This is a genomic window from Vulcanithermus mediatlanticus, from assembly GCF_055385885.1.
On the sequence record NZ_AP042385.1, the window covers coordinates 886,369 to 909,162 of the forward strand.

Sequence of the window (22,794 nt, forward strand, 5' to 3'; positions counted from 1 at the left end):
GGCTCCATGCGAATCGGTGTTCCAAAACGTTCCCTTGCAGAAGCGGCCAGCGTCCTGGAACGGATCGCGCCCAACCGCCCCAACCTGCCCTCCCTCGGCTACCTCTACTTCGAGGGGAGCGAGGGAGAGCTGGTCCTCCGGGCCAGCAACGGCGAGCTGGACCTCGAGCTCCGGGTTCCGGCCGAGGTCGAGGGCGAGGGTGCCGGACTCGTCCCTGCGCACGTCTTCGGTCAGATCGTCCGCTCGTTGCCCGGCGAGTTCGCCGCGCTGGCGCTCAGCAGCGAGGGCCTCGAGGTGGAGAGCGGCTCGTTCCTGACCCGGATGGCGGTGTCGAACCCCGAATCCTTCCCTCCGCTCGACCTCGGTGACGGCGACGCGGTTTCCCTGCCCGCCCAGGAGCTCGCCAAGGCGCTCTCGAGGGTGCGCTACGCCGCGGCCAACGAGGAGTACCGGGCGGTCTTCCGGGGGATCCAGCTCGAGCTCAGGCCCGACCGGATGCGTGCCGTCGCCACCGATGGCTTCCGCCTGGCGCTCTACGATGCCCGGCTGAGCGGGGCCCCGGAGGCCAAGCGGGTTCTCCCCGCCCGCAGCGCCGACGAGCTGGTTCGGGTTCTGAAGGACGCGAGCGGCGAGGTTTCGGTCAGGCTCGGGAGCGCGCGGCTCGGCATCGAGGCCCGGGGATTCCGCATGGGCATCGGGCTCATGGAGGGCGAATTCCCCGACTACGAGCGGGTGGTGCCCGAAAACTTCGTGTTTGAGATCCGCTTTGACGCCGAAGCGTTCCGGCAAACGATCGAGCGGGTGCGGGTGCTGGCAGATAAGGGCAACCAGCGCATCGACCTCCACCTCCGGCCGGGGGCCGTCGAGGTCGCCGCCGAGGGCGAGTTCGGGCGGGGCCGCGAGGAGCTGCCGGTGGAGACCGAGGGCGAAGGCCCGCTGATGGCGGCCTTCAACGCCCAGTACCTCGTCGATGCGCTCAAGGGGTTGAAAGGTCAGGCCAGCTTCCGCCTCTCGGGGCCCAACAGCCCCAGCGTGCTCACCGGCGTCGAGGACCCGGGGTACCTGGCGGTGGTGGTGCCGCTCAGGGTGTAGACTTCGCGAGGAGGTGCGGTGGTGACCACGATCGTTGATGTTCGCGCGCGGGAGGTGCTGGACTCGAGGGGGAACCCCACCCTCGAGGCCGAGGTAGAGCTCGAAAACGGCGCCGTAGGTCGCGCCATCGTTCCCAGCGGGGCTTCGACCGGGACCCACGAGGCGGTGGAGCTTCGCGATGGTGGCCCCCGTTTCCGGGGCAAAGGCGTGCTCCGGGCGGTGGCCAACGTTCGCGACCGCATCGCTCCGGAGGTGGTGGGGCTCGACGCCCTCGACCAGGCCTCGGTCGACCAGGCGATGATCGAGCTCGACGGGACCCCCAACAAATCGGCGCTCGGGGCCAACGCCATTCTCGGTGTATCCCTGGCCACGGCGCGGGCCGCAGCCGAGGCCTTGGGGCTGCCGCTTTGGCGCTACTTGGGCGGCGTGGCCGGAGATGTTTTGCCGGTGCCGCTGATGAACGTCATCAACGGGGGCAAACACGCAGATAACGGCCTCGACGTCCAGGAGTTCATGCTGGTTCCCCTGGGCTTTTCCCGCTTCTCCGAGGCCCTGCGGGCCGGGGTCGAGGTCTTCCACGAACTCAAGGCGGTGCTCAAATCGCGCGGCCTCTCCACCAACGTCGGCGACGAGGGTGGGTTTGCCCCGGAGCTTCGGGCGAACGAGGAAGCCATCGAGGTGCTGCTCGAGGCCATCGAGAAGGCCGGCTACCGACCGGGGGAAGAGGTGGCCCTGGCGCTCGACCCGGCGGCCAGCGAGTTCTACCAGGACGGTCACTACCGGCTCGAGGGCGGGCAGAAAAAACTCACCTCGGAGGAAATGGTGGCCTTTTGGGCGGGCTGGGTCGAAGCCTACCCCATCGTTTCGATCGAAGATGGCCTGGCCGAGGACGACTGGGAGGGCTGGCGGCTTTTGACCGAGCGCCTCGGCGGCCGGGTCCAGCTGGTCGGGGACGATCTCTTCGTGACCAACGTCGAGCGGCTGGGGCGCGGCATCGCTTCAGGGGTCGCCAACGCCATCCTGATCAAGCTCAACCAGATCGGGACCCTCACCGAGACCCTCCTCACCATCGAGAAGGCCCGGCGGGCGGGTTACAACACCGTGATCTCCCACCGCTCGGGGGAGAGCGAAGATGCCTTCATCGCCGATCTGGCGGTGGCCCTGAACGCGGGGCAGATCAAGACCGGTTCGGCGTCGCGGGGCGAGCGCACCGCGAAGTACAACCAGCTCCTTCGCATCGAGGCCGCCCTCGGCGAAGGCGCGCGTTTTTGGGGACGGGATGCTTTCCAGACGCACTAAGATCGTGGCCACCATCGGCCCCGCCTCGAGGAACCCCGAGGTGATCCGGGCCCTGGTCGAGGCCGGGGTCGACGTTTTCCGGCTCAACTTCAGCCACGGAGCCCGTGAGGATCACGAGCACACGGTCACCCTGGTGCGGGAGGCGGCCGGTGCGGTGGGGCGGCCGGTGGCCATCCTGCAAGACTTGCAGGGCCCCAAGATTCGGGTGGGGCGCTTCGAGGCGGGCCCGGTCCAGCTGGAGGTTGGCCAGACCTTTACCCTCACCACCGACGAGGTTTTGGGGGATGCCTCTCGGGTCTCCGTGACCTACAAGGGTCTGCCCGGCGACGTTCGCGAGGGCGACCGCTTGCTGCTCGATGACGGCAAGCTGGTGCTGCGGGTCGAGGCGGTGACCCCCACCGAGATCCATACCGTGGTCGAGGTGGGCGGACCCTTGAGCGATAGCAAGGGGATCAACGTTCCCGGCGCTGAGCTCTCGGTCCCGGCGCTCTCGGAAAAGGACATCGAGGACCTGGCGTTTGGCGCCCAGTTGGGGGTGGACTGGGTGGCGATGAGCTTCGTCCGCAGCCGGGACGATCTCCTGCTCGCCCGCCACTACCTCAACCGCTATGGCTCCCGCGCCGGGCTCATCGCCAAGATCGAGAAGCCGCAGGCGGTGGACCGCTTCGACGAGATTCTGGAGGAGGCCGACGGTGTCATGGTCGCCCGGGGCGATCTGGGCGTCGAGATGCCGCTTGAGGAAGTCCCCCTGGTACAAAAGCGCCTCATCGCCCGGGCGGTGCACGCGGGCAAGCCGGTGATCACCGCCACCCAGATGCTCGAGTCGATGATCCAAAGCCCGAGCCCGACCCGGGCCGAGGTCTCGGACGTGGCCAACGCCATCTTCGATGGCACCGACGCGGTGATGCTCTCGGCCGAGACCGCTGCCGGCGCCTATCCGGTGGAGGCGGTGCGTTCGATGGTGCGGGTGGCGCTCAGGGTCGAGGCGTCCCCCGAGTACGCCGACCGCCTGGTGCAGCTCCGTCCCACCCCGCTGCACACCACCCAGGACGCGATCGCGCTGGCCGCGGTCGACGTCGCCGAGACCCTGCCCGCCCGGGCGATCGTGGTCTTTACCTCCAGCGGCAGCTCGGCCTGGCGGATCGTTCGGGTCCGTCCCCAGGTCCCCGTAGTGGCGCTGACCCCGAGCGAGGAAACCCACCACCGGCTGATTCTGGCCTCGGGGGTCTTCCCCCGGCTGGCGCCCAATCCCAAGGACACCGACGACATGGTGCGGATCGCACTGGACGAGGTCCGGGCGGCGGGGCTCGTGGGTCCGGGTGAGCAGGTGGTGATCACCGCTGGCGTCCCCTTCGGCGTTCGCGGGACCACCAACATGCTGCGCGTCGAGCGCGTCCGCTGAGCCCCCGACCGCGAGATTTGCAAGATCCCGACAAGCAGCTCCGGCCGCGTCCTTCCCCGGCTCCGGCCACGATACCCGTGGTTGGGGCCTGGTTCGCGCCGCGGTGGGGGTCCTGAAAAACGCGAACGGCCGCCAGCCGCCCACCCCATGTCGGAGGGCGCAAAGGCGCTCGGTTTGGTGGCTTGGCAATATAATTTGCCCCGTTGTATATTCGTGCAAATGCGGTTGCATGAAGTGGTTGATCTGCGCGAGAGAATCGAGCGCCGCTACCCCAAGATGGGGCCGGTGGAACGGCGGCTGGCGCATTATGTGCTCGAGAACGCCAGCGAGATTCCCTTCCAGAGCATCACCGAGGTGGCGGCGGTGCTGGGGGTTCATCCCTCAACGGTGACCCGCTTCGCCCAGCGGCTCGGGTATAAGGGCTATCCCGCCTTGCAAAGGGTTTTGCGCGGCAATCTCCGCGAGGCCATGGCGCCGCGGGTGCCGGATGAGGGCGAGGTCTGGCCGAGGTTTTTGGAGCTCGAGAAGGAGGCGCTCTTGGCGCTGGCCTCGGTCTCCCAGACCGAGATCGAGGCGGCGGCCCGCGATCTCGCCCGGGCCCGCCGGGTTTGGGTGCTGGGGTATCGGGTCTCCAGGGCCCCGGCGGTTTTGCTCGCTGCCCTGATGGGGTTTTTGCGCGGCGAGGTGCGCTTACTGGACGAGGGGGTTTTGACCCATCCCGAGCGGCTATTGGACGTTGGCGAGGACGACTGGGCGGTGGTCTTTTCGATCGGCCGTTACGCCCGGGCGACGGTGGTGCTCGCCGAGGGGCTCAGGCGGCAGGGGGCGCGTCTCCTCGCGGTGACCGACACCGGGCCTTCGCCGCTGCTCGAGTTCGCTGACCGGACGTTTCGGGTAAGGGCACGGGGTCCGGGCAACTTCGCCTCGGTGACGGCGATGGTGAGCCTGGCTCAGGGGCTGGCCATCGTGCTGGCGCGTCAGATGGGGGGCGAGCGGATCGAGGAGGCGGAGCGGCTGTGGGAAGCGCTCGAGACCTTCTCCCTGTGACCGTCCGCGAGCTGCGCTCGCCGGAGGCGTTCTTGGAAGTGGTGGCCCTCGAGCGGGCGATCTGGGGCATGCCGGAGGTTGAGGTGGTTCCCAAGGACCTGCTGGTGGCCCTGGTGCACGAGGGCGGGCTGGTCGCGGGCGCGTTTTTGGGAGAGCGGATGGTCGGGTTCGTGCTCGGTTTTCCCACCGCCGATCCGGGCGTGCAGCATTCGCACATGATGGGTGTCCTCCCCGAGTACCGGGATCGGGGTTTGGGGTTTGCCCTCAAGCGGTTTCAGCGAGCGTGGTGTCTCGCGCGCGGGATCGAGCGCGTGGTTTGGACCTTCGACCCCCTCCGGGCCCGAAACGCCAACTTCAACCTGGGAAAGCTCGGCGCACGCTCGCGCACCTATCTCCCCGATTTCTACGGCCCCATGGGCGGGGTGAACCGCGGCGTGCCCTCCGACCGGTTGCTGGTGGAGTGGGTGCTGGAATCCCCGGAGGTCGTGGCGCGCCTCGAGGGCCATCGCCCCGAACCCGAAACCGCGGGGCTTCCTTTTGCCAACCGGGTGGAAGGAGCGGTGCCCCTCGAGGCCAGGCTCGATGTTGAAGCGCCCCGGCTCTTGGTTCGCATCCCACAGGATTTCGGCGCGATTCTCTCGCGGGACCCGGCGCTCGCCATCCGCTGGCGGCAGCACATCCGGGAGGTTTTGAGCCACTATCTGGCGCGGGGGTTCGTGGTCGCCGATTTCGCCCGCCGGGCGGGGCCGGCCTATTTGCTGGTTCGGGAGGACGATGCGGCTGGCTGAGATCCTGACCCGGCTGGAAACGCTGACGCCCGTCGCCGGAAACCCCCGGTTGTGCGAGGTCTCGCGGGTGCAGGCCTTCGTTCCCGGCGCCCGCCCGCTGCCGGGAACGGTTTATCTGGTCGAGGAGGCCGGGGTGCTCCTGGATTGGCTTGAAGCCCACCGCAACACCTCGCTCCTCCGCCACCTGGCCTTCGTCCTTCCCCGGGGTGAGCGCCCGAAAGCGGGACGGGCACTCCGCTCCGATCTGGTGTTCCTGAGCCACCCGGGCCCCCGGTTGCCCCTGGATCTCGGGGCCCAGATCCTGAGCGCGATCTACGAGGCCGAGCGCCCGGTCCACGTCGATGCCGATCAGCTCAGGCGCGAGGTGGTCGAGGATGCGCTCCAAGGGGACTACCGTTCGCCGGACGCTCTCCTGGCCCGGGGGGATGCGCTCGGGCTCGATCTGGGGAAGAAGAACCGGGTTCTGGTGGCGGACCTCGAGGACCCCGAAGTCTTCTACCTCACCCACCTGCAGCGGGGCGAGGGCTACTTGAACGCGCTCCGGGGCCGGGTCTTGCTCGTGGTGCGCGAGGTGCTGCTCGCCGATGCACCCCACCACGTGGTGGTCCCTCACGGAACCGGGTTCGTGGTCCTTTTTGACCGGCGGGGGAGTCGGGCCCCCGAGGCGCTTTCCCGCTCGTTGCTGGAGGCGCTGCGGCGCCAGGTGAAAGAAGCCGCCTTCGTGGCCGGACTGGGGTGTGAGCATCCGCCGCCCGAAGGGCTGGCCAAGGGCTACGGCGAGGCCCAGGCCGCGATCGAGGTCCACAGGATCTACGGTTTGAGGCGCGCCCTGGTGAGCTTTGCCGAGGTCCGTCCCTTGATCTTTCTACACGCCCTCGCGCGGCACCAGGACCTGCTGGGGCTGCTCGAACCGCTGCTCGCCCCGCTTCGGCCCATCGAACCCCGGTACCGCCGGGCGCTGCTCGAGACCCTCGTCGCCTACTTCGAGCACGACCGATCGGCGAGCAAGGCGGCCAGGGCGCTGGGGATTCATCCCAACACCTTTAAATACCGGATGCGCCGGCTTGAGGCCCTGCTCGGTCTGCGCGAAGTTGACAGCGAGCACAAGCTGCTTTACCATATCGCCGCCAAGATCCTGCTCAAAAAGCCGAGATTGTCTCCTTAGGCCAACCCTGTCGCCGCCGGTTGTCCCCGCCGGACATGGGCGCCATCCCCCGAGCCGCCTAAGATGAGGCCCACCCTTTTAGGGGGGAGGCGAGATGATGCGAAGGCTTTTGTGGCTTTTGGTACTCGGCGCATTGGCGCTTGGGCCGGCGGCGGCTCAAAAGACGCTGGTGGTCGCGGTCGAGGGCGGCATCGACACCTTTGACCCCGCGTTTTCGGTGGGCAGCACGCCGACCCAGACGGTCTCGGCCAACGTATTCGAAACCCTGATCCGTCCGAAGATCGTCACCCGAACCGCACCCGACGGGACGACCTACCAGACGGTGGATATGGAAAAGCTGGTGGGGCAGCTGGCCCTGGTGTGGGCCTTCGACGAGAACGACCCCAACACCGTGATCTTCCACCTGCGCCGGGGCGTGCGCTACCACAGCGGGACCCCCTTCAACGCCGACGCGGTCATCCTGGGCATGCGCCGGATCTTCGAAACAAAGAGCATCACCACCTTCCTGGTGGGGATGGGGGGCGCGGTGACCAGCGCCGACCAGTTCAAGAAGATCGACGATTACACCGTGGCCCTGACCATGAAGCAGGGCAACACCCTCACCCTCAAAAACCTGACCATTTACAACGCGGCGCCGGTTGACCCCGCCGACATTAAGGCCCACGCCACCGATAAGGATCCCTGGGCCCTCGACTGGTTCAAGAAGAACCTGGGCTCGGGCACCGGGCCGTACCTCCTCGAGTCCTACGTTCCCGGCGACCGCATCGTCCTCAAGGCGAACCCCGATTACTACCTGGGACCGCCCAAGATCCAGCGGGTGGTGATGAAGATCGTCCCGGATCCGGCCCAGCGGATGCTGCTTTTGCGGACCGGAGCGGTGGACATGGCCAACCAGGTTCCGGTGCGCGAGCTCGACGGCCTCAAACGAATTCCCTTCCTCAAAATCCTGAGCCTGCCAACCACCAACCAGGACCGGCTGATGATGAACAACACCATCGCCCCCTTTGACAACAAGCTGGTTCGCAAGGCCGTCGCCTACGCCATTCCCTACGAGCTGATCATCAAGCAGGTCTACCGTGGTTATGCCCGGGTGCCGGTGGGCCCGATCGAGGACGGCATGCCCACCTCGGACCCGAGCGCTTGGCCTTACCGCTACGACCCCGAAAAGGCGAAAGCCCTCCTCGCCCAAGCGGGCTACCCCGGCGGCAAAGGGCTCCCGCCCATCAAGCTTTCGATCCGGATCGGCAACGAGGAACAGGAACGGGAAGCGGTGATCGTGCAGGACGCGCTTTCCAAGATCGGCATGAAGGTGGCCATCGAGAAGCTCCCCTTCGCCACCTTCAACGAGCTGCAGCAGGGGGGCAAGCTCCAGTTCTTCATCGACGACTGGATTTCCTGGGTCAACGACCCCTACTACCACATGTTCTGGAACTTCCACTCAAAAAGCCCCACCAACTACGTCCGCTACAAGAACGCTGAAGTCGACGCCATCATCGACACCTACATGCTGAGCCGCGACCAGGCGGCCCGGGCCGAGGCCAGCCGGAAGGCTCAGCGGATCATCGCCGACGACGTTCCCCAGGTTTACCTGGCAAGCCCCAACTTCAACGTGGTGCTCAACAAGAAGGTGACCGGCTACATCTACTTCAACGACACGCTGACACGCTTCTTCTACATGGACAAAAACCCCTAGGTCCCCCTCCGCCCGGCCCGAAGATTCGGGCCGGGCTTGATTTCCCCTGGGAGAGGCCATGCGCGTGATTCGCTACGTACTCCGAAGGACCGCTCTCTTGGTTCCGGTGCTCCTGGGCACGCTCTTCATCGCCTTCTTCCTCACCCGAATCCTCCCCGGCAACCCCATCGATCGGGTGGCCGGACCCTACATTTCCCAGGAAAAGCGCGAGGCGATGAAACACGAGGCCCGGCTGGACCTGCCCTTCTACCAGCAATTTGCGCTCTACCTCTCCGACCTCCTCACCAAGGGCGACATGGGAACGTCCTACACCACCGCCCAGCCGGTCACCAAGGATCTCATCCAGCGCTTCCCTGCGACCTTCGAACTCGTGGCCTACGGCATGGGGCTCGCGGTTTTAATGGCACTTCCGCTGGGGGTGATCAGCGCGTTGAATAAGGATTCCCCCATCGATCATGCCGGGCGGGTGATCGCGGTGGTGGGGGTTTCGGTCCCGGTGTTCTGGCTCGGTCTGGTGCTGCTCTACGTCTTCTTCCTCAAGCTGGGCTGGGTCCCGCCGCCGATCGGCCGTCTGCCGCCCACCATGAGCCCCCCGCCCCACGTGACCGGGCTCTACACGCTGGATGCGCTCCTGGCCGGCCAGTGGGAGACCTTTCGCGCGGCCCTCGCGGCGCTGATCCTGCCCTCGGTCACCCTGGCGGTGACCGCCATGGCCCCGCTGGCCCGTATGACCCGCTCGGCCATGGTCGAGGCGCTGGAATCGGAGTACGTGCGCGCCGCCCGGGCGCTCGGCCTTCCCCGAAGGGTTTTGCTTTGGGACTACGCCTTCCGGAATGCCCTGGTGCCGATTTTGACCATTTTTGCCGGCGTCTTCGGCTATGCCCTCGGTGGGGTGGTCCTGGTGGAGTTCGTCTTCAGCTGGCCCGGGCTCGGCCAGTACACGCTGAACGCCATTTTGGCCAGCGACTTCCCGGCCATTCAAGGCGCCATCTTGCTCGTGACCACGGTTTACGTCGTGATCTACCTCCTGCTCGATTTGGCCGTGGCCACCATCGATCCCCGGGTGGAGGTGTGACGTGATCAAACGCCTTTGGCAGAGCGAAGCCGCCTACCGCCTTCGGCAAAACCCCACCACGATGCTGGGGCTTGGGATCGTTTGCGGCATGGTGCTGCTCGCGTTGCTGGCCCCCTGGATCGCCCCGTATCCGCCGCTTGAAAAGCACTTCGACCATGTTTCGGAGCCGCCGTCGCTGCGTTTTTGGCTGGGGACCGACCAGTTCGGCCAGGACATCTTCAGCCGGGTCATCTGGGCGGCCAGGCTCGACCTCTTTATCGCCGCGACCGCGGTGGCGATCTCGCTCCTGGTGGGGGGCTTTTTGGGGGCGCTGGCCGGGTTTTGGGGCGGGTGGTTCGATGAACTCTTCATGCGGACCATGGATATCTTGCAGGCCTTTCCCTCGCTGATTCTGGCCATGGGTATTGCCTTTGCCCTGGGACCCGGCGTCTTCACGGTGATCGTCGCCACCTCGGCGGTCAACATTCCCGGCTACGCCCGGCTCATGCGGGCTTCGATGCTCTCGGAGAAGCAGCGAACGTACGCCCTGGCGGCCCGGGCCTCGGGTAACCCGCCCTGGCGGGTGCTCCTTCGGCACCTGGTCCCGAACGCGCTGACGCCGGTCTTCGTCAATGCCACGCTGCACTTTGGCTGGGCGATCCTCGAGGCCGCCGGCCTCAGCTTTCTGGGCCTCGGGGTGGCCATCCCCAACGCCGAGTGGGGGGTCATGATCAACATGGGCCTTCAGGACTTCTGGCAGGGGCACTGGTGGTCCTACACCTTCCCTGGGGTGTTCATCGCCCTGACCGTGCTGGGCTTTAACCTTCTTGGCGACGGCCTTTCCGACGTGCTCGACCCCAGGAGGGCACACCGATGAGCCTGCTCGAGGTCAAAGGGCTGAGGACCTACTTCTTCACCCGCCGGGGCGTGGCCAAGGTGCTCGATGGCCTCAACTTTTCACTGGCCGAGGGTCAGATCGTGGGCCTGGTGGGGGAGACGGGAAGCGGAAAGTCGGTGACCGGGTTTTCCATACTGCGCCTGGTGCGGCGGCCGGGGAAGATCGTGGGCGGGCAGATCCGCTTTGCCGGCCGCGACCTGCTTTTGCTCTCCGAGGCCGAGATGGCCCGCCTTCGGGGGCGGGACATCGCCATGATCTTCCAGAACCCGCGGATGGCGCTGAACCCCCTGATCAGCGTGGGGCGGTTCCTTTCCCACGTGATCCGCTACCGGGCGGGGGTGTCCAGAAGCCGGGTGAGGGAAGAGGCGTTGCGGCTTTTGCACGAGGTGCAGATCCCGGATCCCGAGCGGCGGCTTTCGAGCTACCCCCACCAGCTCTCGGGGGGAATGGCCCAGCGGGTGATGATCGCGGCGGCGGTCGCGGCCCGGCCCAAGCTTTTGATCGCCGACGAGCCCACCACCGGCCTCGACGTCACCGTTCAGGCCCAGATCGTCCGGCTCCTCAAAAGGCTGCGCGACGAGACCGGGACCGCCCAGATCCTCATCACCCACGACCTGGGTCTGGCCTCCGAAGTCTGCGACGCCATCGCGGTGATGTACGCCGGGGAGATCGTGGAATTCGGGCCGACGACATCGGTCTTTCAAACCCCCAAACACCCCTACACCCAGGGTCTTTTGGCCTCGAGGCCAAAGCTCGGGGATACGGGGGAGATCCCGGCCCTTCCCGGCAGCGTGCCCGACCTGATCAACCCGCCGGGTGGGTGCCGCTTCCACCCCCGCTGCCCCCACGCCTTCGATCGCTGCCTTCGCGAGCGGCCGGCGCCGCGGCCGGTGGACGGTGGGCAGGTTGCGGCCTGCTTTCTCTACGAGGAGGGAGACCATGCCTGAGCCGTTGCTCCGTGCCGAGGCCTTGGCCAAGCACTACCCCCTTCGCGCCGGGTGGTTCGGCCGGCGGCACCTCCAGGCGGTCGACGGCGTGGACCTCGAGGTCTTTCCCGGGGAGACGCTGGCGCTGGTGGGCGAATCGGGCAGCGGTAAATCCACGCTGGGGCGGCTGCTGCTGATGCTCGAGCGCCCGAGCGGGGGGCGGGTGTGGTTCGACGCTCACGATCTCGCCAGTCTGCCCGAAGCCGAGCTCCGGCGACGACGCAAGGCCCTGCAGATGGTGTTCCAGGACCCCTCCGACGCCCTCAACCCCCGCATGACGGCCCTCGAGGTGGTGATGGAACCGATGATCCTGCACGGGCTGGCCAGGGGCAAGGCGGCCCGCGAGCGGGCGATTTCGCTCCTCGAGCAGGTGGGGCTCAAACGCCAGCACGCCGAGCGCTACCCCCACCAGCTCTCGGGGGGGCAACAGCAGCGGGTGGGGATCGCCCGGGCGCTGGCCACCGAGCCGAAGTTCGTGGTTTTTGACGAGCCCACCAGCGCCCTCGACGTCAGCGTCCAGGCCCAGCTTTTGAATCTGATCCGCCGCTTGCGGGAGGAATACCACCTCTCGAGCGTCTTCATCTCCCACGACCTGGCAGTGGTGAGCCACCTCGCCGACCGGGTGGCGGTGATGTATCTGGGGCGGGTGGTGGAGAGCGGTCCCAAGGAGAAGATCTTCGAAAACCCCCAGCACCCTTACACCGTGTCGCTCATGTCTTCGATTCCCGGCGAACACCCGCTGATGCCCTGGCGGCCTTTGGTTTTGGAGGGCGAGATCCCCTCGCCGCTCAATCCCCCGAGCGGGTGCCGTTTCCATACCCGCTGCCCCTACGCCCGCGCCGCCTGCCGGGAGCTCGATCAGCAACTGGCGGAGATCGAACCCGGGCACTGGGTGGCCTGTCAGAGGGTTCACGAAGAAGGTGGTTACGGCGCGCTCCAAGCCGAAACGAAGAGGAGGAAGCAATGATTCGAGTGGGTATCGACGTAGGAGGAACCAACACCGACGCTGTGATCATGGATGGGGCCGAGGTGGTGCGCTGGGTGAAGACCCCGACCACCGCGGACGTCACCAGCGGCGTGCTCGAGGCGCTGATGAAGGTCCTCGAGGCCGCCGGGCTGCCCCCGGGTGAGGTGGGGGCGGTGATGATCGGCACCACCCACTTCACCAACGCCATCGTGCAAAGGCGCGATCTGGCTCCGACGGCGGCGATCCGGCTGGGGCTGCCCGCCACCCAGTCGCTGCCCCCGATGGTCGACTGGCCCGAGGACCTGCGGAGCGTCCTCGGCGAGCACGTCTACCTCGCCCACGGGGGCTGGGAGTTCGACGGCCGGCCGATCTCGCCCCTGGACCCGGAGGAGCTGCGGAAGATCGCCGAGGACATCCGGGCCAAGGGGGTGAGGAACATCGCCATCTCGGCGGTGTTCTCGCCCATCAACCCCGAGATCGAGGTCCAGGCGGCGAGGATCGTGCGCGAGGTCATTCCCGAGGCCCAGATCACCCTCTCCAGCGAGATCGGCCGGGTGGGGTTGCTCGAGCGCGAGAACGCCGCCATCTTGAACGCCTCGCTCCAGGATCTCGGGAGCAAAATCGTGGGCGCGTTCTCGCGGGCCCTGGCCGACGCCGGACTCAAGGCCCCCTTTTACATCACCCAGAACGACGGCACGCTCATGAACGCCGAGTTCGCCGAGCGTTTTCCGGTTCTGACCATCGCCTCCGGCCCCACCAACTCGATGCGTGGCGCGGCGTTCCTCTCGGGCATCAAGGAGGCCATCGTGGTCGACATCGGGGGCACCACCACCGACGTGGGCGCGCTGCACCACGGCTTCCCCCGCGAGGCCAGCATCGCGGTCGAAGTGGGCGGGGTGCGCACCAACTTCCGCATGCCCGATGTGCTGAGCCTGGGACTCGGCGGCGGTTCGCTGGTGAAGACCGACCCCCTTGAGATCGGGCCCCGAAGCGTGGGTTTTCGCCTCACGGAGGAGGCGCTGGTCTTCGGTGGGCAGACCCTCACCGCCACCGACATCGCCGTGGCCGCGGGCATGGCCGAGATCGGCGAAGCGGCGCGGGTCAGGGGGCTCGATTCCGCCCTGGTCAAGGCCGCGGTCGAGCGGATGCAGCAGATGATCGCCGACGCCGTGGACCGCATGCTCCTCAGCCCCGAGCCCATCCCGGTGATCGTGGTGGGGGGAGGGAGCATTCTGGTTCGGGACAAGGTGGCGGACCTGCCCACCATCAAGCCCGACCACTACCCGGTCGCCAACGCCGTGGGGGCGGCGATCGCCCAGATCAGCGGTGAGGTGGACCGGGTGTATGCCCTGGACGAGATCCCGCGCGAAAAGGCCCTGGCCGAGGCCCAGAGCGAGGCCAAGCGCAAGGCGGTGGAGGCGGGGGCGGATCCGGCCACCACCGAGGTGGTCGAGGTTGAGGACGTGCCCCTCGCCTACTTGCCCGGCAACGCCACCCGGGTGCGCGTGAAAGCAGTGGGGGACCTTCGCCTTGCCTAGGACCTGGCGACTCGAAGCTTCTGACCTCGAGGCCCTCGCCCTCGGGGCCGCGATCCTCGGCACCGGTGGCGGGGGGAACCCCTACCTCGGCATGCTGCGGGCTCGCGAGCTCCTGGGAAAGGGGTACGAAATTCGCGTGCTGCCCTTTGAAGCGCTCCGGGACGACGACGTGGTGGTGAGCGTCGGGGGCATCGGGGCCCCGGTGGTGGGGATCGAGAAGATCGAGAAAGGGGACGAGTGCTACCGGGCGCTGCGGGCCCTCGAGGCCTTCACCGGCACCCGCGCCACCGCCTTGGTCGCGGCCGAGGTCGGCGGCTCGAACTCCATCGAGCCCCTCATCGCCGCGGCTTACGCCGGGCTTCCGGTGCTCGATGCCGACGGGATGGGCCGGGCCTTCCCCGAGGTGCAGATGACGAGCTTTTTCATCTACGGGGCTCGGCCTTCCCCGGCGGCGCTCGCCGACGAAAAGGGCAACGCGGTGATCCTCGCCGAGGTCAAAGACATGTACTGGTTGGAGCGCTTCGCCCGGAGCGTGGCCATCGACATGGGGGCCGCGGCCGGGTTCGCGCTACCGCCGATGGGCGGGGATTTTCTCAAATTCGGCGCCATCCCCCACACCCTGACCCAGGCCCTCGAACTGGGGCGGGAGGTGCAAAGGGCCCGGGCCTCGCGCGACGATCCCGTCGCCCGGGTGCTCGAGGTCGCCGGCGGGGTGCGGCTTTTCGTGGGCAAGGTCATTGACGTGGCGCGGCGGATCGAAGGGGGCTTCGCCCGCGGTCACATCCGGTTGTCGGGGCTCGACGCCGATAAAGGGTCGACCATGGTGATTGAGGTGCAAAACGAGAATCTGATCGCGCGCCGCGACGGGGAGGTGGTGGCCACCGTGCCGGATCTGATCGCGCTTTTGGATCTCGAAACTGCGGAGCCCATCACCACCGAGGCCGTGCGCTACGGGTTCCGCGTGGCGGTGGTGGGTCTGCCCGCCCACCCCCGGCTCAAGACCAAAGAGGCCCTGGCGGTGGTGGGGCCGGCGGCGTTCGGTTACGACGTGGCCTACCGGCCGCTTGCGAGGGAGGTGTGAGATGCGTTGGATTGATGAAAAAGCCTTGGAAGACATCGCGATGGGGGCCGCAGTGCTGGGCACCGGCGGTGGCGGCGACCCCTACATCGGCAAACTCATGGCCCAGCAGGCGATTCGGGAACACGGGCCGGTGCGGCTGATCGATGTCGACGAGCTGGGCGACGACGACCTGGTGGTGCCGGCGGCGATGATGGGGGCGCCCACGGTGATGGTGGAAAAGCTCCCCCGGGGCGATGAAGTGGTCAAGGCCTTCAAGGCGCTGGAGGCCTATTTGGGGACCCCGGTCAGGGCGGTAATGTCGATTGAGGCCGGCGGGCTCAACTCCACCGTCCCCTTTTCCGTCGCCGCCCGGCTCGGGCTTCCCCTCGTGGACGGCGACACCATGGGCCGGGCCTTCCCCGAAATCCAGATGGTCACGCCGACGCTCTTCGGCATCTCGGCCACGCCCATGACGCTCGCTGACGACAAGGGCAACAGCGCCCTTTTGAGCACCATCGATAACCGCTGGACCGAGCGCTTTGCCCGCTCGATCACCATTGACATGGGCGGGGCTTCGATGATCGCGCTTTACCCCATGCGCGGCTCACAGGTCAAAAAGGCGGTGGTGCGGGGTACGATCACGCTGATCGAGCGGATCGGCAAGAGCATCCGCGAAGCGCACCAGAATAAGGCGGACCCCATCGAAGCGGTGCTCTCGGTGACCGGCGGTTTCCGGGTCTTCGTCGGCAAGATCATCGATGTGGCCCGGCGCACCGAGAGCGGGTTCGCCAAAGGCGAGGCCACGCTGGCTGGGATCGACGAGGACCGTGGACACACCCTCAAGATCGAGTTTCAAAACGAGCACCTGGTGGCCATCCGCGACGGTGAGGTGGTGGTCTCGGTCCCCGACCTGATCACCCTCCTCGATGCCGAGACCGGGGAGCCGGTGACCACCGAGGCCATGCGCTATGGCCTGCGGGTGGTCACGGTGGGGATTCCCTGCACCGAGCTGTGGCGGAGTCCCGAGGGATTGGCGCTGGTGGGGCCCCGGTATTTCGGCTACGACATCGAGTACGTTCCCGTCGAAACGCGCTTTGGCCGCTGAAGAACGTCCGGCGAATACCCCCGGTTTGGCCGGGGGCTTTTTATTTATAAAAGCGGTTTGCCTTGTGGCGGGGCGCGGAGGAAGTTAAAATGCTCCCGCAAACCTTGTGGAGGTGTAAATATGAAAAGTACCCTGCGGATCATTCTAGGCCTGGCGCTCGCGCTCGGGGCGTCGCTGGCGCTCGCGGCGAAGCCGGTGGTGATCAAGTTCTCGTTCGTCACCACCCTCGACACCCCAAAAGGCAAGGCCGCCCAGGCGTTTAAGGCCTACGTGGAAAAGGCTTCGGGGGGCGAGATGAAGGTTGAGCTCTATCCCTCGAGCCAGCTCTATAAAGACAACCAGGAGGGGATCAACGCGCTCATCTTCAACAACATTCAACTTCTGGTTCCGTCGGCCACCAAGCTCAAGGGCTATAACCCCGCCTTCCAGTTCGTCGACCTGCCTTACCTCTTCAAGGACAACGACCACTTCAAGCGCTTTACCGAGTCGGACGCCGCCAAGAAGCTCCTCCAGAGCCTGGATAAAGCCGGGCTGGTGGGCCTTGGCTTTTGGCCCAACGGCTTTAAACACTTCACCGCCAACAAACCGCTCCGGCGCCCCGCAGATTTCAAGGGCCTGAAATTCCGGACCCAGACCTCGGGGGTCCTCGAGGCCCAGATGAAGGCCCTTGGCGCCACGGCGGTGCCCCTCGCGTTCTCCGAGGTGTATCAGGCCCTGGCCCAGGGGGTGGTGGACGGCCAGGAGAACACCCTTTCCAACATCTTCACCCAGCGCTACTACGAGGTGCAAAAGTACCTCTCGCTGACCCGCCACGGGCGCCTTGACTACGTGGTCATTACCAACAAGATCTTCCTCAACAGCCTGACCCCGGAACAGAAGAAGATCTTCATGGACGGCATCGCCTACGCCAACCAGGTGGCTTTTAAGGAGGCGGTCGGGCTGAACCAGGGGGCGCTGGAAAAGCTCCGCCAGCGTATGGAGGTCGTCGAGCTCAGCGACGAGGACCGGGCGGCCATGGAGGCGGCGATGCAACCGGTCTATGACGAGTACGCGCCCAAGATCGGCTGGGATCTCATCAACGCGATCAAGGCCCTAAGGTAAGCCTTCGGCGATCGTTTCGGGGCCGGGGGCTTTGCTCACCCGGCCCCATCGTTGGTAGGGAGTGCCATGGTCACCCTGAACGAACTCATGCTTCGTGCTCTCTTGCTCCTCGTGGTGGTGTTCGCCCTGGCCTGGCCGATTGCGCGGGGAGAGCGACTGAAACGCGGGCTCGCGCTGGTGGAAGACGTGTTCTCCGGAGTGTTTTTGAGCACCGGTTTGGCCGTCGTTCTCATCAGCGTGTTTATGCGTTACGTGCTCAACAACCCTCCGGGATGGGCGGACGAGTTTGCCCGGGTGTTCGTCGCCTGGGGGGCGATGTTTGGTTTTTCGCTTGCCTTGCGCGAGCGCCGGCATATCACCGTGGATATGCTGCACGCGGCGCTTCCGCCTGGCGGCAAGCGCTTTTTGGACCTTTTGGCCCACCTTTTGGGGGCGGCCTTCTCCGCGTTTTTGGCGGTCACCGGCTGGGCCTTCATCATGTTTCAAAAGATGCTCGACCTCCGCTCGATCTATACCGATATCCCCGAATGGATCCTGATGTTTATCCTGCCACTCGGTTTCTTTTTATTTGGTCTGCGCTTTGCCGTGAACTTCTACGACCTCTGGCGGGGTGAGATCCGCGAGCCCGAGGAGGTGCCGGGCGTATGAGCGTTTCCCTGGCGATGGTCGTCTTGTTCGGATTTTTTGCGCTGTTTTTATTGCTGCGCGTTCCCATCGGTGTGGCGCTGGCGTTTTCCAGTCTGATCGCGTTCGCGCTCGACGGCAATTTCAATTTGCTCCAGGTGCCCTCGAGGATGTTCGAGGGCATCAACTCGTTCTCGCTCTTGGCCATTCCCGGCTTCGTCTTCACCGGCGTTGTGATGGCCAGGGGCGGCATCGCCAAGTACCTGGTCGAGGCGGTGCGGGCCTGGGTGGGCCACGTGCCGGGGGGGCTTTCGGTGGTGGTCGTGGTCTCCTCGATGATCTTCGCTGCCATCTCCGGTTCGTCGCCCGCGACCGCCGCTGCGATCGGCTCGGTGACGATCCCGGCCATGATCCGAAACGGCTACTCCAGGCGCTACGCCATGGGCCTCGTGGCCACCTCGGGCACCCTCGGCATCCTGATCCCGCCCAGCGTGACCATGATCATCTACGGCATTACCACCAGCCAGTCGATCGGCAAGCTGTTTATCGCCGGGATTATCCCAGGGCTTTTGCTCGGCGGGAGCCTGGTGGTCTTTTCGGTGTGGTACGCCCGCCGAGCGGGCTATGGACGCCTGCCTCGCGCCGGCTGGAAAGAGCGCTGGCGCACGCTATGGTGGGGGCTTCCCGGATTTTTTCTGCCGGTGCTGATCATGGGCACGATTTACACCGGCGTCGCCACCCCCACCGAGTCTTCGGTGATCGCGCTCTTTTACGCCATTGCGATCTCGCTCTTCGTCTACCGCGAGGCGCGACTGAAGGAGTGGGTGGCGATGTTGCGTGAGGCGGTGGGTATCACGGCGATGATCTATCTCATCGTCTCGGCAGCGATGCTCTTTTCGCTCTATATGACCAATAAACAGGTGCCCGCGCTCCTTGCCGAATGGATCGTCGACCACGGGTTTGGCCGCTACGAGGTCTTCGCCGTGACCTCGATTCTCTTCATCATTTTGGGGATGTTTTTGGAAGCGGTCTCGATTATCCTGATCACCCTTCCCGTTCTCATGCCCATCCTGCAGGCGGTTGATATTAACCTCATTCACTTCGCGGTGGTCATGACGATTTCTATGGAATTGGCGATGATCACCCCGCCGGTGGGACTCAACCTGTTCGTGATCTCGGGCATCACCAAGGCCCCCCTCGGCGAGGTGGTCCGGGGCGTGGTCCCCTTTTATGCGGTGCTCCTCTTTGTTCTGGTGATCCTGGTGCTCTTCCCCGAGCTCAGCCTCTGGCTGCCTTCGATGATGAAGGGCGGGGTGTAAGCGGGCCGCAAGGTGCGGCCCGCCTTAAGAGCGAATCGAGCTCGAGTCGCGCTCGAGGGCGGGCGTGAGGGGCCGCCGGGCGTGGTAGTCCTCGGTGACCGCGTGCCAGTACGCGGGCGCCGCTTCGCCGAGTTTCCAGGTGAGGTAGACGAGCTCCCCGTTCCGGCGGAAGGGGATGTCAACCACGCCCTCCTCGAGGTCCCGCAAGATGACGCCCCACTGGGCCAGGGCGAGCCGGTCGGCCTCGAGGGCCTGCTGCAAGAACCTGGCTTCGGTTTCGAGGCCCCGGTGCTCGGGGCTGCCGGCAGGGGTGCTTTTGAGCTTGGCCTCCACCTCGGCCAGACCGCGAACCGCCTCCTGCATCTGGGCAACGGTGAATTGAAGGAGATCGACGAGCTTTTTGGCTTCGTCGTAGGTGTAGACGCGGAGGGCGCTTCCCATACCTTGAGTATACCATGCTCAAGAATATCTCATGGTTCTGACCGGCCCCGGGAGTAGGGTGGGGATATGAAGAAGCTCTCGCGGCGTGACCTGGTCTGGGTGGTGCCGACCGCGGCCACGGGAGGGTTTTTTGCCTGGTTCGGCCTCCGGGCCTGGCGAATCCAGTTCACCAAGACCAACCCCGGCGAGCCGGTCTGGAAGGCAGGGCCCCGGGTGAAGGTCGCTTCGGTGGCGTCTCTGGCCAAGGTCTGGGATATCCAGGAGTTCCTCTACCCGGTCAGCGGTATCGGGCAGCTCAGGAGCATCCTCATCCGGGTCCCCGAGCCCGAGCTCGGCGGGCTCACGGTCGATGGGGCCCATTTTTTGGCCCTGTCCCGGATCTGCACCCACCAGGGCTGTCTGGTCTACTTCGTTCCCGACCCCGAGGCCGGCGCCATCACCTACAACTACCGCAGCGACCACCCCTTCTTGGGCTGCCCCTGCCACTTCTCGGCTTTCGACCCGCTGCAGGCGGGCAAGGCGGTGTTCGGCCCCGCGCGCTACCCGCTGCCAAGGCTTCGGCTGGAGCACGAGGCGGGGGTGATCTACGCCACCGGCCACGAGGTGCCGCTCAGGCCCTTTGAGAGCCGGGTTCCTGCCCGCACCGCGGCCGGCTGAGCCCGGCCCAGACCATGAGCCCCAGGCCGAGGAGGAGCAGCCAGAGGGGCGGTATGGGGACGAATGGCGGGACGGCGAGGGCCCAGGCCCCGCCGTAGAGGAGCGCCAGCCAAAGGTTTTGCTGCTTGAAGACCCAGGCCATACCCGCGAGCCAAAGGACATAGACCGCGACCCACAGCAAGGCGAAGGTGCCGATCGCCAGGTTGAGGTTCATGGCATCCGGTTTTTCCGAAAGCGAAAGGAGGCCGATGACGAGCAGCCAGATCATGCCCCAGCTCAGCGGGTTGGCGAGGATGAGGATCGCGAGCGCCCGCCTCCGCCCCAGCGTGTTCGCGTAGCCGGTGGCGCAGTGGGTGAACACCGCGCCGATCGTTACCACCGCTGCCTGCGCGATGAGGCGTGCCCAGGGCCAGAGGCTGAGCGCCTCGCGCGCGTTGAGGGTGGCCGCGAGCACGATCGTGCTTCCCAGGACCCAGGCCCCAAAGCGAAGCTGGAGCTTCATTGGCCAGAGTTTAACCCGCCGCCTCGAGCCGCACCCGAACGAACTTGTCCCTGCCCCGCTGAAGGATCAGGGGCGCCTCCAGGCTGACCTCGGCCTCGGGGTCGCTCACGATCTCGCCGTTGATCCGTAGGCCACGGTCTTTGATCAAGCGACGGGCCTCGCCGTTCGATTTCGTGAGCCCGGCCAGGGTAAAGAGGCGGGGGACCCAGATGCGTCCGTCCTTGAGCTCGGCGGGGGCGATGGTGACGGTGGGGACGTCGTCGGGGATGCCGCCTTTGGCCACCTGGTCGTAGCGGGCCTCGGCCTCGGCCAGCCGTTCGCTGATCTCGGGGTATTCGCTCGGCCCGGGGGTTTTGTCGGCCCCGGCGGCCTCCAGGCGATATCCGAGCCGCTCGTAGAGTTCGCGGTCGATCCGGGCCGGGATGCGGGCGAAGGCGTAGGCGCCGCTGACCAGGCGGGCGAGGACCCGGTGCGCGCCCACCGGGTTCCCGGCCTCGAGGAGGGCATCGATCTCCTCCACTTCGAGATCGGTGAGCAGGCGGAAGTATTCCTTGAGGGCCTCGTCCGAGACGCGCATGAGCTTTTTGAACATCGTGGGGGTGGGCTCGCTCACGCCGATGTAGTTGTCGAGGCTTTTCGACATCTTCTCCCGTCCGTCGGTCCCCACGAGCAGGGGCATGAGAAAGGCGACCTGGGGGTTTTGGCCGTAGGCCCGCTGGATCTCGCGGCCTACGAGGAGGTTGAACTTCTGGTCCGACCCACCCATCTCGACGTCGGCCTCGATCGCGACCGAGTCATAGGCCTGGGCCAGGGGGTAGAGGAACTCGTGGAGGCTGATGGGCACCTTGGCCTGGTAGCGCTTTTTGAAGTCTTCTCGCTCCAGCATCTGGGCCACGGTGATTTGGCTGGCCATGTAGACGAGCTCTTTGAACGCGAGCGGCTCGAGCCACTCGGAGTTGTAGCGGAGGGTAAAGCGCTCGGGATCCTCGGTGATGAGGATTTTCCCCACCTGCTCAACATAGGTTTGGGCGTTGGCCCGGGTCTCCTCGAGGGTCATCGGGGGTCGGGTTTTGTTCTTTCCCGACGGGTCGCCGATCATACCGGTGAAATCCCCGATGATCAGGACCACCCGGTGCCCGAGCTCCTGAAACTGGCGCATCTTCCTCAGTACGACCGCGTGCCCAAGGTGGAGGTCGGGTCGGGTGGGGTCGGCGCCGAGCTTGACCACCAGGCGCTTGCCGGAGCGCAGTTTGTCCTCGAGGTCTTCTCTGGGCACGATTTCGAGCGCGCCGCGCTCGAGCATCGCCAAGGCCGCTTCGGTCGTCATGGCCCCAATATACTGAAGCCGTGGGAAAACTTTTGTTCCTCGCGTTGATCGCCCTCGCGGGTTACTGGTACGCCAATACCTACGGCGTGTGGGTCGGGGTGCCACCCTTCACCCCGGTGGGTGTCTGGAACTATACCGGCGAGCGCGCCTACGAGATCAAGGTTCTGGGCCTCGATGACGGCATCCGTATCCAGGTGAGCGGTGATTTGAGCGAAGGTCAGCTGCGGGTCTGGATCGGCCAGGAGGGGCGGCCCCTGACCAAGGTGCGGGTGTACGAAGGCCGCTTTGAGGCGATGCTTAAAGAGAAACTCGAGCCCGGAGTCTACTTCGTCCACTTCGCCTTGCGCCGGGCGAAAGGCTGGGTGCGACTGGACTGGCTCTCGGTGCGTTTCGCACCCTCGCCGCTCTAAGTTCCCCGCCGCGGCTTTGGCTGCGGAGGGAAGCTTGGGAAAACGCGAGCGGCCACCAATCATGCGTCGGTATGCCAAAAACCTGCCGGGGGCAAAATCAAAAGCCCGCTTTCGCGGGCTTTTTGGCGGAGAGGGCGGGATTCGAACCCGCGGTGCGGGGGCTACCCGCACAACACCTTAGCAGGGTGCCGCCTTCGACCACTCGGCCACCTCTCCGTGCGCTTTGGCGGAGGGTGAGGGATTCGAACCCCCGGTGGGCATTCACCCACAGCGGTTTTCAAGACCGCCGCCTTCAACCGCTCGGCCAACCCTCCCTAAC

The 22,794-nt window shown here is 66.0% G+C and carries 22 protein-coding genes and 2 tRNA genes; 19 read left to right on the plus strand and 5 right to left on the minus strand.

Features of this window, described 5'->3' with window-relative positions; translation table 11 throughout:
• The first annotated feature begins 6 nt into the window (after positions 1-6).
• From dnaN to ACZ5BT_RS05560, 17 genes are all read left to right on the plus strand, one after another.
• Complete coding sequence (dnaN, locus tag ACZ5BT_RS05480; protein ID WP_464885603.1) at positions 7-1,092, plus strand: DNA polymerase III subunit beta; 1,086 nt, start codon at positions 7-9, stop codon at positions 1,090-1,092.
• A 21-nt stretch (positions 1,093-1,113) separates the two neighbouring features.
• On the plus strand, positions 1,114-2,391 hold the full coding sequence (eno, locus tag ACZ5BT_RS05485; RefSeq protein ID WP_464885604.1) for a phosphopyruvate hydratase: 1,278 nt from the start codon (positions 1,114-1,116) through the stop codon (positions 2,389-2,391).
• Positions 2,372-3,793, plus strand: coding sequence for a pyruvate kinase (pyk, locus tag ACZ5BT_RS05490; protein WP_464885605.1), 1,422 nt, complete (start codon positions 2,372-2,374; stop codon positions 3,791-3,793). The genes eno and pyk overlap by 20 nt, the downstream gene beginning before the upstream one ends.
• 219 nt (positions 3,794-4,012) lie before the next feature.
• A complete protein-coding gene (locus ACZ5BT_RS05495) occupies positions 4,013-4,840 on the plus strand; it encodes a MurR/RpiR family transcriptional regulator (protein WP_464885606.1) in 828 nt (275 codons plus the stop codon).
• Positions 4,810-5,628: a GNAT family N-acetyltransferase gene (locus ACZ5BT_RS05500; RefSeq protein WP_464885607.1), complete on the plus strand. Its 819-nt coding sequence runs from the start codon at positions 4,810-4,812 to the stop codon at positions 5,626-5,628. Before ACZ5BT_RS05495 ends, ACZ5BT_RS05500 begins: the two co-directional genes overlap by 31 nt.
• Entirely contained in the window at positions 5,615-6,793 is a 1,179-nt protein-coding gene (locus tag ACZ5BT_RS05505; RefSeq protein ID WP_464885608.1) for a PucR family transcriptional regulator, read from the plus strand. Before ACZ5BT_RS05500 ends, ACZ5BT_RS05505 begins: the two co-directional genes overlap by 14 nt.
• A 94-nt stretch (positions 6,794-6,887) precedes the next feature.
• Positions 6,888-8,486: an ABC transporter substrate-binding protein gene (locus ACZ5BT_RS05510; RefSeq protein WP_464885609.1), complete on the plus strand. Its 1,599-nt coding sequence runs from the start codon at positions 6,888-6,890 to the stop codon at positions 8,484-8,486.
• Positions 8,487-8,544: 58 nt separating this feature from the next.
• A complete protein-coding gene (locus ACZ5BT_RS05515) occupies positions 8,545-9,561 on the plus strand; it encodes an ABC transporter permease (RefSeq protein WP_464885610.1) in 1,017 nt (338 codons plus the stop codon).
• Between the two features lies 1 nt (position 9,562).
• Positions 9,563-10,417 carry an ABC transporter permease gene (locus ACZ5BT_RS05520; RefSeq protein ID WP_464885611.1) on the plus strand — a complete coding sequence of 285 codons (855 nt, stop codon included), beginning with the start codon at positions 9,563-9,565 and terminating at the stop codon, positions 10,415-10,417.
• Positions 10,414-11,385, plus strand: coding sequence for an ABC transporter ATP-binding protein (locus ACZ5BT_RS05525; RefSeq protein ID WP_464885612.1), 972 nt, complete (start codon positions 10,414-10,416; stop codon positions 11,383-11,385). The genes ACZ5BT_RS05520 and ACZ5BT_RS05525 overlap by 4 nt, the downstream gene beginning before the upstream one ends.
• Positions 11,378-12,391 carry an ABC transporter ATP-binding protein gene (locus tag ACZ5BT_RS05530; protein WP_464885613.1) on the plus strand — a complete coding sequence of 338 codons (1,014 nt, stop codon included), beginning with the start codon at positions 11,378-11,380 and terminating at the stop codon, positions 12,389-12,391. Before ACZ5BT_RS05525 ends, ACZ5BT_RS05530 begins: the two co-directional genes overlap by 8 nt.
• Positions 12,388-13,929 carry a hydantoinase/oxoprolinase N-terminal domain-containing protein gene (locus ACZ5BT_RS05535; RefSeq protein ID WP_464885614.1) on the plus strand — a complete coding sequence of 514 codons (1,542 nt, stop codon included), beginning with the start codon at positions 12,388-12,390 and terminating at the stop codon, positions 13,927-13,929. Before ACZ5BT_RS05530 ends, ACZ5BT_RS05535 begins: the two co-directional genes overlap by 4 nt.
• Entirely contained in the window at positions 13,922-15,010 is a 1,089-nt protein-coding gene (locus ACZ5BT_RS05540) for a DUF917 domain-containing protein (RefSeq protein WP_464885615.1), read from the plus strand. The genes ACZ5BT_RS05535 and ACZ5BT_RS05540 overlap by 8 nt, the downstream gene beginning before the upstream one ends.
• Before the next feature lies 1 nt (position 15,011).
• Positions 15,012-16,094, plus strand: a complete 1,083-nt coding sequence (locus tag ACZ5BT_RS05545) for a DUF917 domain-containing protein (protein WP_464885616.1) — start codon at positions 15,012-15,014, stop codon at positions 16,092-16,094.
• 120 nt (positions 16,095-16,214) lie between these two features.
• A complete protein-coding gene (locus tag ACZ5BT_RS05550; RefSeq protein WP_464885617.1) occupies positions 16,215-17,195 on the plus strand; it encodes a TRAP transporter substrate-binding protein in 981 nt (326 codons plus the stop codon).
• Positions 17,196-17,261: 66 nt separating this feature from the next.
• A complete protein-coding gene (locus ACZ5BT_RS05555) occupies positions 17,262-17,843 on the plus strand; it encodes a TRAP transporter small permease (protein ID WP_464885618.1) in 582 nt (193 codons plus the stop codon).
• On the plus strand, positions 17,840-19,138 hold the full coding sequence (locus ACZ5BT_RS05560) for a TRAP transporter large permease (RefSeq protein ID WP_464885619.1): 1,299 nt from the start codon (positions 17,840-17,842) through the stop codon (positions 19,136-19,138). The genes ACZ5BT_RS05555 and ACZ5BT_RS05560 overlap by 4 nt, the downstream gene beginning before the upstream one ends.
• Positions 19,139-19,162: 24 nt before the next feature.
• Here the strand turns inward: ACZ5BT_RS05560 and ACZ5BT_RS05565 are convergent, their stop codons facing one another.
• Complete coding sequence (locus ACZ5BT_RS05565) at positions 19,163-19,579, minus strand: DUF2203 family protein (RefSeq protein WP_464885620.1); 417 nt, start codon at positions 19,577-19,579, stop codon at positions 19,163-19,165.
• A 66-nt stretch (positions 19,580-19,645) separates the two neighbouring features.
• On the opposite strand from ACZ5BT_RS05565, the gene ACZ5BT_RS05570 reads away from it, so the two are divergent.
• Positions 19,646-20,236 carry a QcrA and Rieske domain-containing protein gene (locus ACZ5BT_RS05570; RefSeq protein ID WP_464885621.1) on the plus strand — a complete coding sequence of 197 codons (591 nt, stop codon included), beginning with the start codon at positions 19,646-19,648 and terminating at the stop codon, positions 20,234-20,236.
• Here ACZ5BT_RS05570 and ACZ5BT_RS05575 read toward each other — a convergent pair.
• Entirely contained in the window at positions 20,190-20,738 is a 549-nt protein-coding gene (locus tag ACZ5BT_RS05575) for a hypothetical protein (protein WP_464885622.1), read from the minus strand. The two genes, ACZ5BT_RS05570 and ACZ5BT_RS05575, sit on opposite strands and share 47 nt — an antisense overlap.
• A 10-nt stretch (positions 20,739-20,748) precedes the next feature.
• A complete protein-coding gene (gene tyrS / locus ACZ5BT_RS05580; protein WP_464885623.1) occupies positions 20,749-22,065 on the minus strand; it encodes a tyrosine--tRNA ligase in 1,317 nt (438 codons plus the stop codon).
• 20 nt (positions 22,066-22,085) lie between these two features.
• On the opposite strand from tyrS, the gene ACZ5BT_RS05585 reads away from it, so the two are divergent.
• A complete protein-coding gene (locus tag ACZ5BT_RS05585) occupies positions 22,086-22,475 on the plus strand; it encodes a hypothetical protein (protein WP_464885624.1) in 390 nt (129 codons plus the stop codon).
• Between the two features lie 123 nt (positions 22,476-22,598).
• Here the strand turns inward: ACZ5BT_RS05585 and ACZ5BT_RS05590 are convergent.
• Together ACZ5BT_RS05590 and ACZ5BT_RS05595 are read right to left on the minus strand one after the other, a co-directional pair.
• A tRNA-Ser gene (locus ACZ5BT_RS05590) sits at positions 22,599-22,691 on the minus strand.
• A gap of 8 nt (positions 22,692-22,699) precedes the next feature.
• Positions 22,700-22,789 (minus strand) — tRNA-Ser (locus tag ACZ5BT_RS05595).
• Between the last annotated feature and the right edge of the window lie 5 nt (positions 22,790-22,794).

What these genes read in the sequence shown, in the direction of transcription:
- pyk (WP_464885605.1), top strand. Translation starts at nt 2,372, where the DNA reads ATGCTTTCCAGACGCACTAAGATCGTGGCCACCATCGGCCCCGCCTCG.
- ACZ5BT_RS05560 (WP_464885619.1), top strand. Translation starts at nt 17,840, where the DNA reads ATGAGCGTTTCCCTGGCGATGGTCGTCTTGTTCGGATTTTTTGCGCTG.
- ACZ5BT_RS05510 (WP_464885609.1), top strand. Translation starts at nt 6,888, where the DNA reads ATGATGCGAAGGCTTTTGTGGCTTTTGGTACTCGGCGCATTGGCGCTT.
- ACZ5BT_RS05535 (WP_464885614.1), top strand. Translation starts at nt 12,388, where the DNA reads ATGATTCGAGTGGGTATCGACGTAGGAGGAACCAACACCGACGCTGTG.
- ACZ5BT_RS05570 (WP_464885621.1), top strand. Translation starts at nt 19,646, where the DNA reads ATGAAGAAGCTCTCGCGGCGTGACCTGGTCTGGGTGGTGCCGACCGCG.
- ACZ5BT_RS05525 (WP_464885612.1), top strand. Translation starts at nt 10,414, where the DNA reads ATGAGCCTGCTCGAGGTCAAAGGGCTGAGGACCTACTTCTTCACCCGC.
- ACZ5BT_RS05550 (WP_464885617.1), top strand. Translation starts at nt 16,215, where the DNA reads ATGAAAAGTACCCTGCGGATCATTCTAGGCCTGGCGCTCGCGCTCGGG.
- ACZ5BT_RS05515 (WP_464885610.1), top strand. Translation starts at nt 8,545, where the DNA reads ATGCGCGTGATTCGCTACGTACTCCGAAGGACCGCTCTCTTGGTTCCG.
- ACZ5BT_RS05505 (WP_464885608.1), top strand. Translation starts at nt 5,615, where the DNA reads ATGCGGCTGGCTGAGATCCTGACCCGGCTGGAAACGCTGACGCCCGTC.
- ACZ5BT_RS05545 (WP_464885616.1), top strand. Translation starts at nt 15,012, where the DNA reads ATGCGTTGGATTGATGAAAAAGCCTTGGAAGACATCGCGATGGGGGCC.
- ACZ5BT_RS05530 (WP_464885613.1), top strand. Translation starts at nt 11,378, where the DNA reads ATGCCTGAGCCGTTGCTCCGTGCCGAGGCCTTGGCCAAGCACTACCCC.
- ACZ5BT_RS05495 (WP_464885606.1), top strand. Translation starts at nt 4,013, where the DNA reads ATGCGGTTGCATGAAGTGGTTGATCTGCGCGAGAGAATCGAGCGCCGC.
- ACZ5BT_RS05555 (WP_464885618.1), top strand. Translation starts at nt 17,262, where the DNA reads ATGGTCACCCTGAACGAACTCATGCTTCGTGCTCTCTTGCTCCTCGTG.
- ACZ5BT_RS05565 (WP_464885620.1), bottom strand. Translation starts at nt 19,579, where the DNA reads ATGGGAAGCGCCCTCCGCGTCTACACCTACGACGAAGCCAAAAAGCTC.
- dnaN (WP_464885603.1), top strand. Translation starts at nt 7, where the DNA reads ATGCGAATCGGTGTTCCAAAACGTTCCCTTGCAGAAGCGGCCAGCGTC.
- tyrS (WP_464885623.1), bottom strand. Translation starts at nt 22,065, where the DNA reads ATGACGACCGAAGCGGCCTTGGCGATGCTCGAGCGCGGCGCGCTCGAA.
- ACZ5BT_RS05575 (WP_464885622.1), bottom strand. Translation starts at nt 20,738, where the DNA reads ATGAAGCTCCAGCTTCGCTTTGGGGCCTGGGTCCTGGGAAGCACGATC.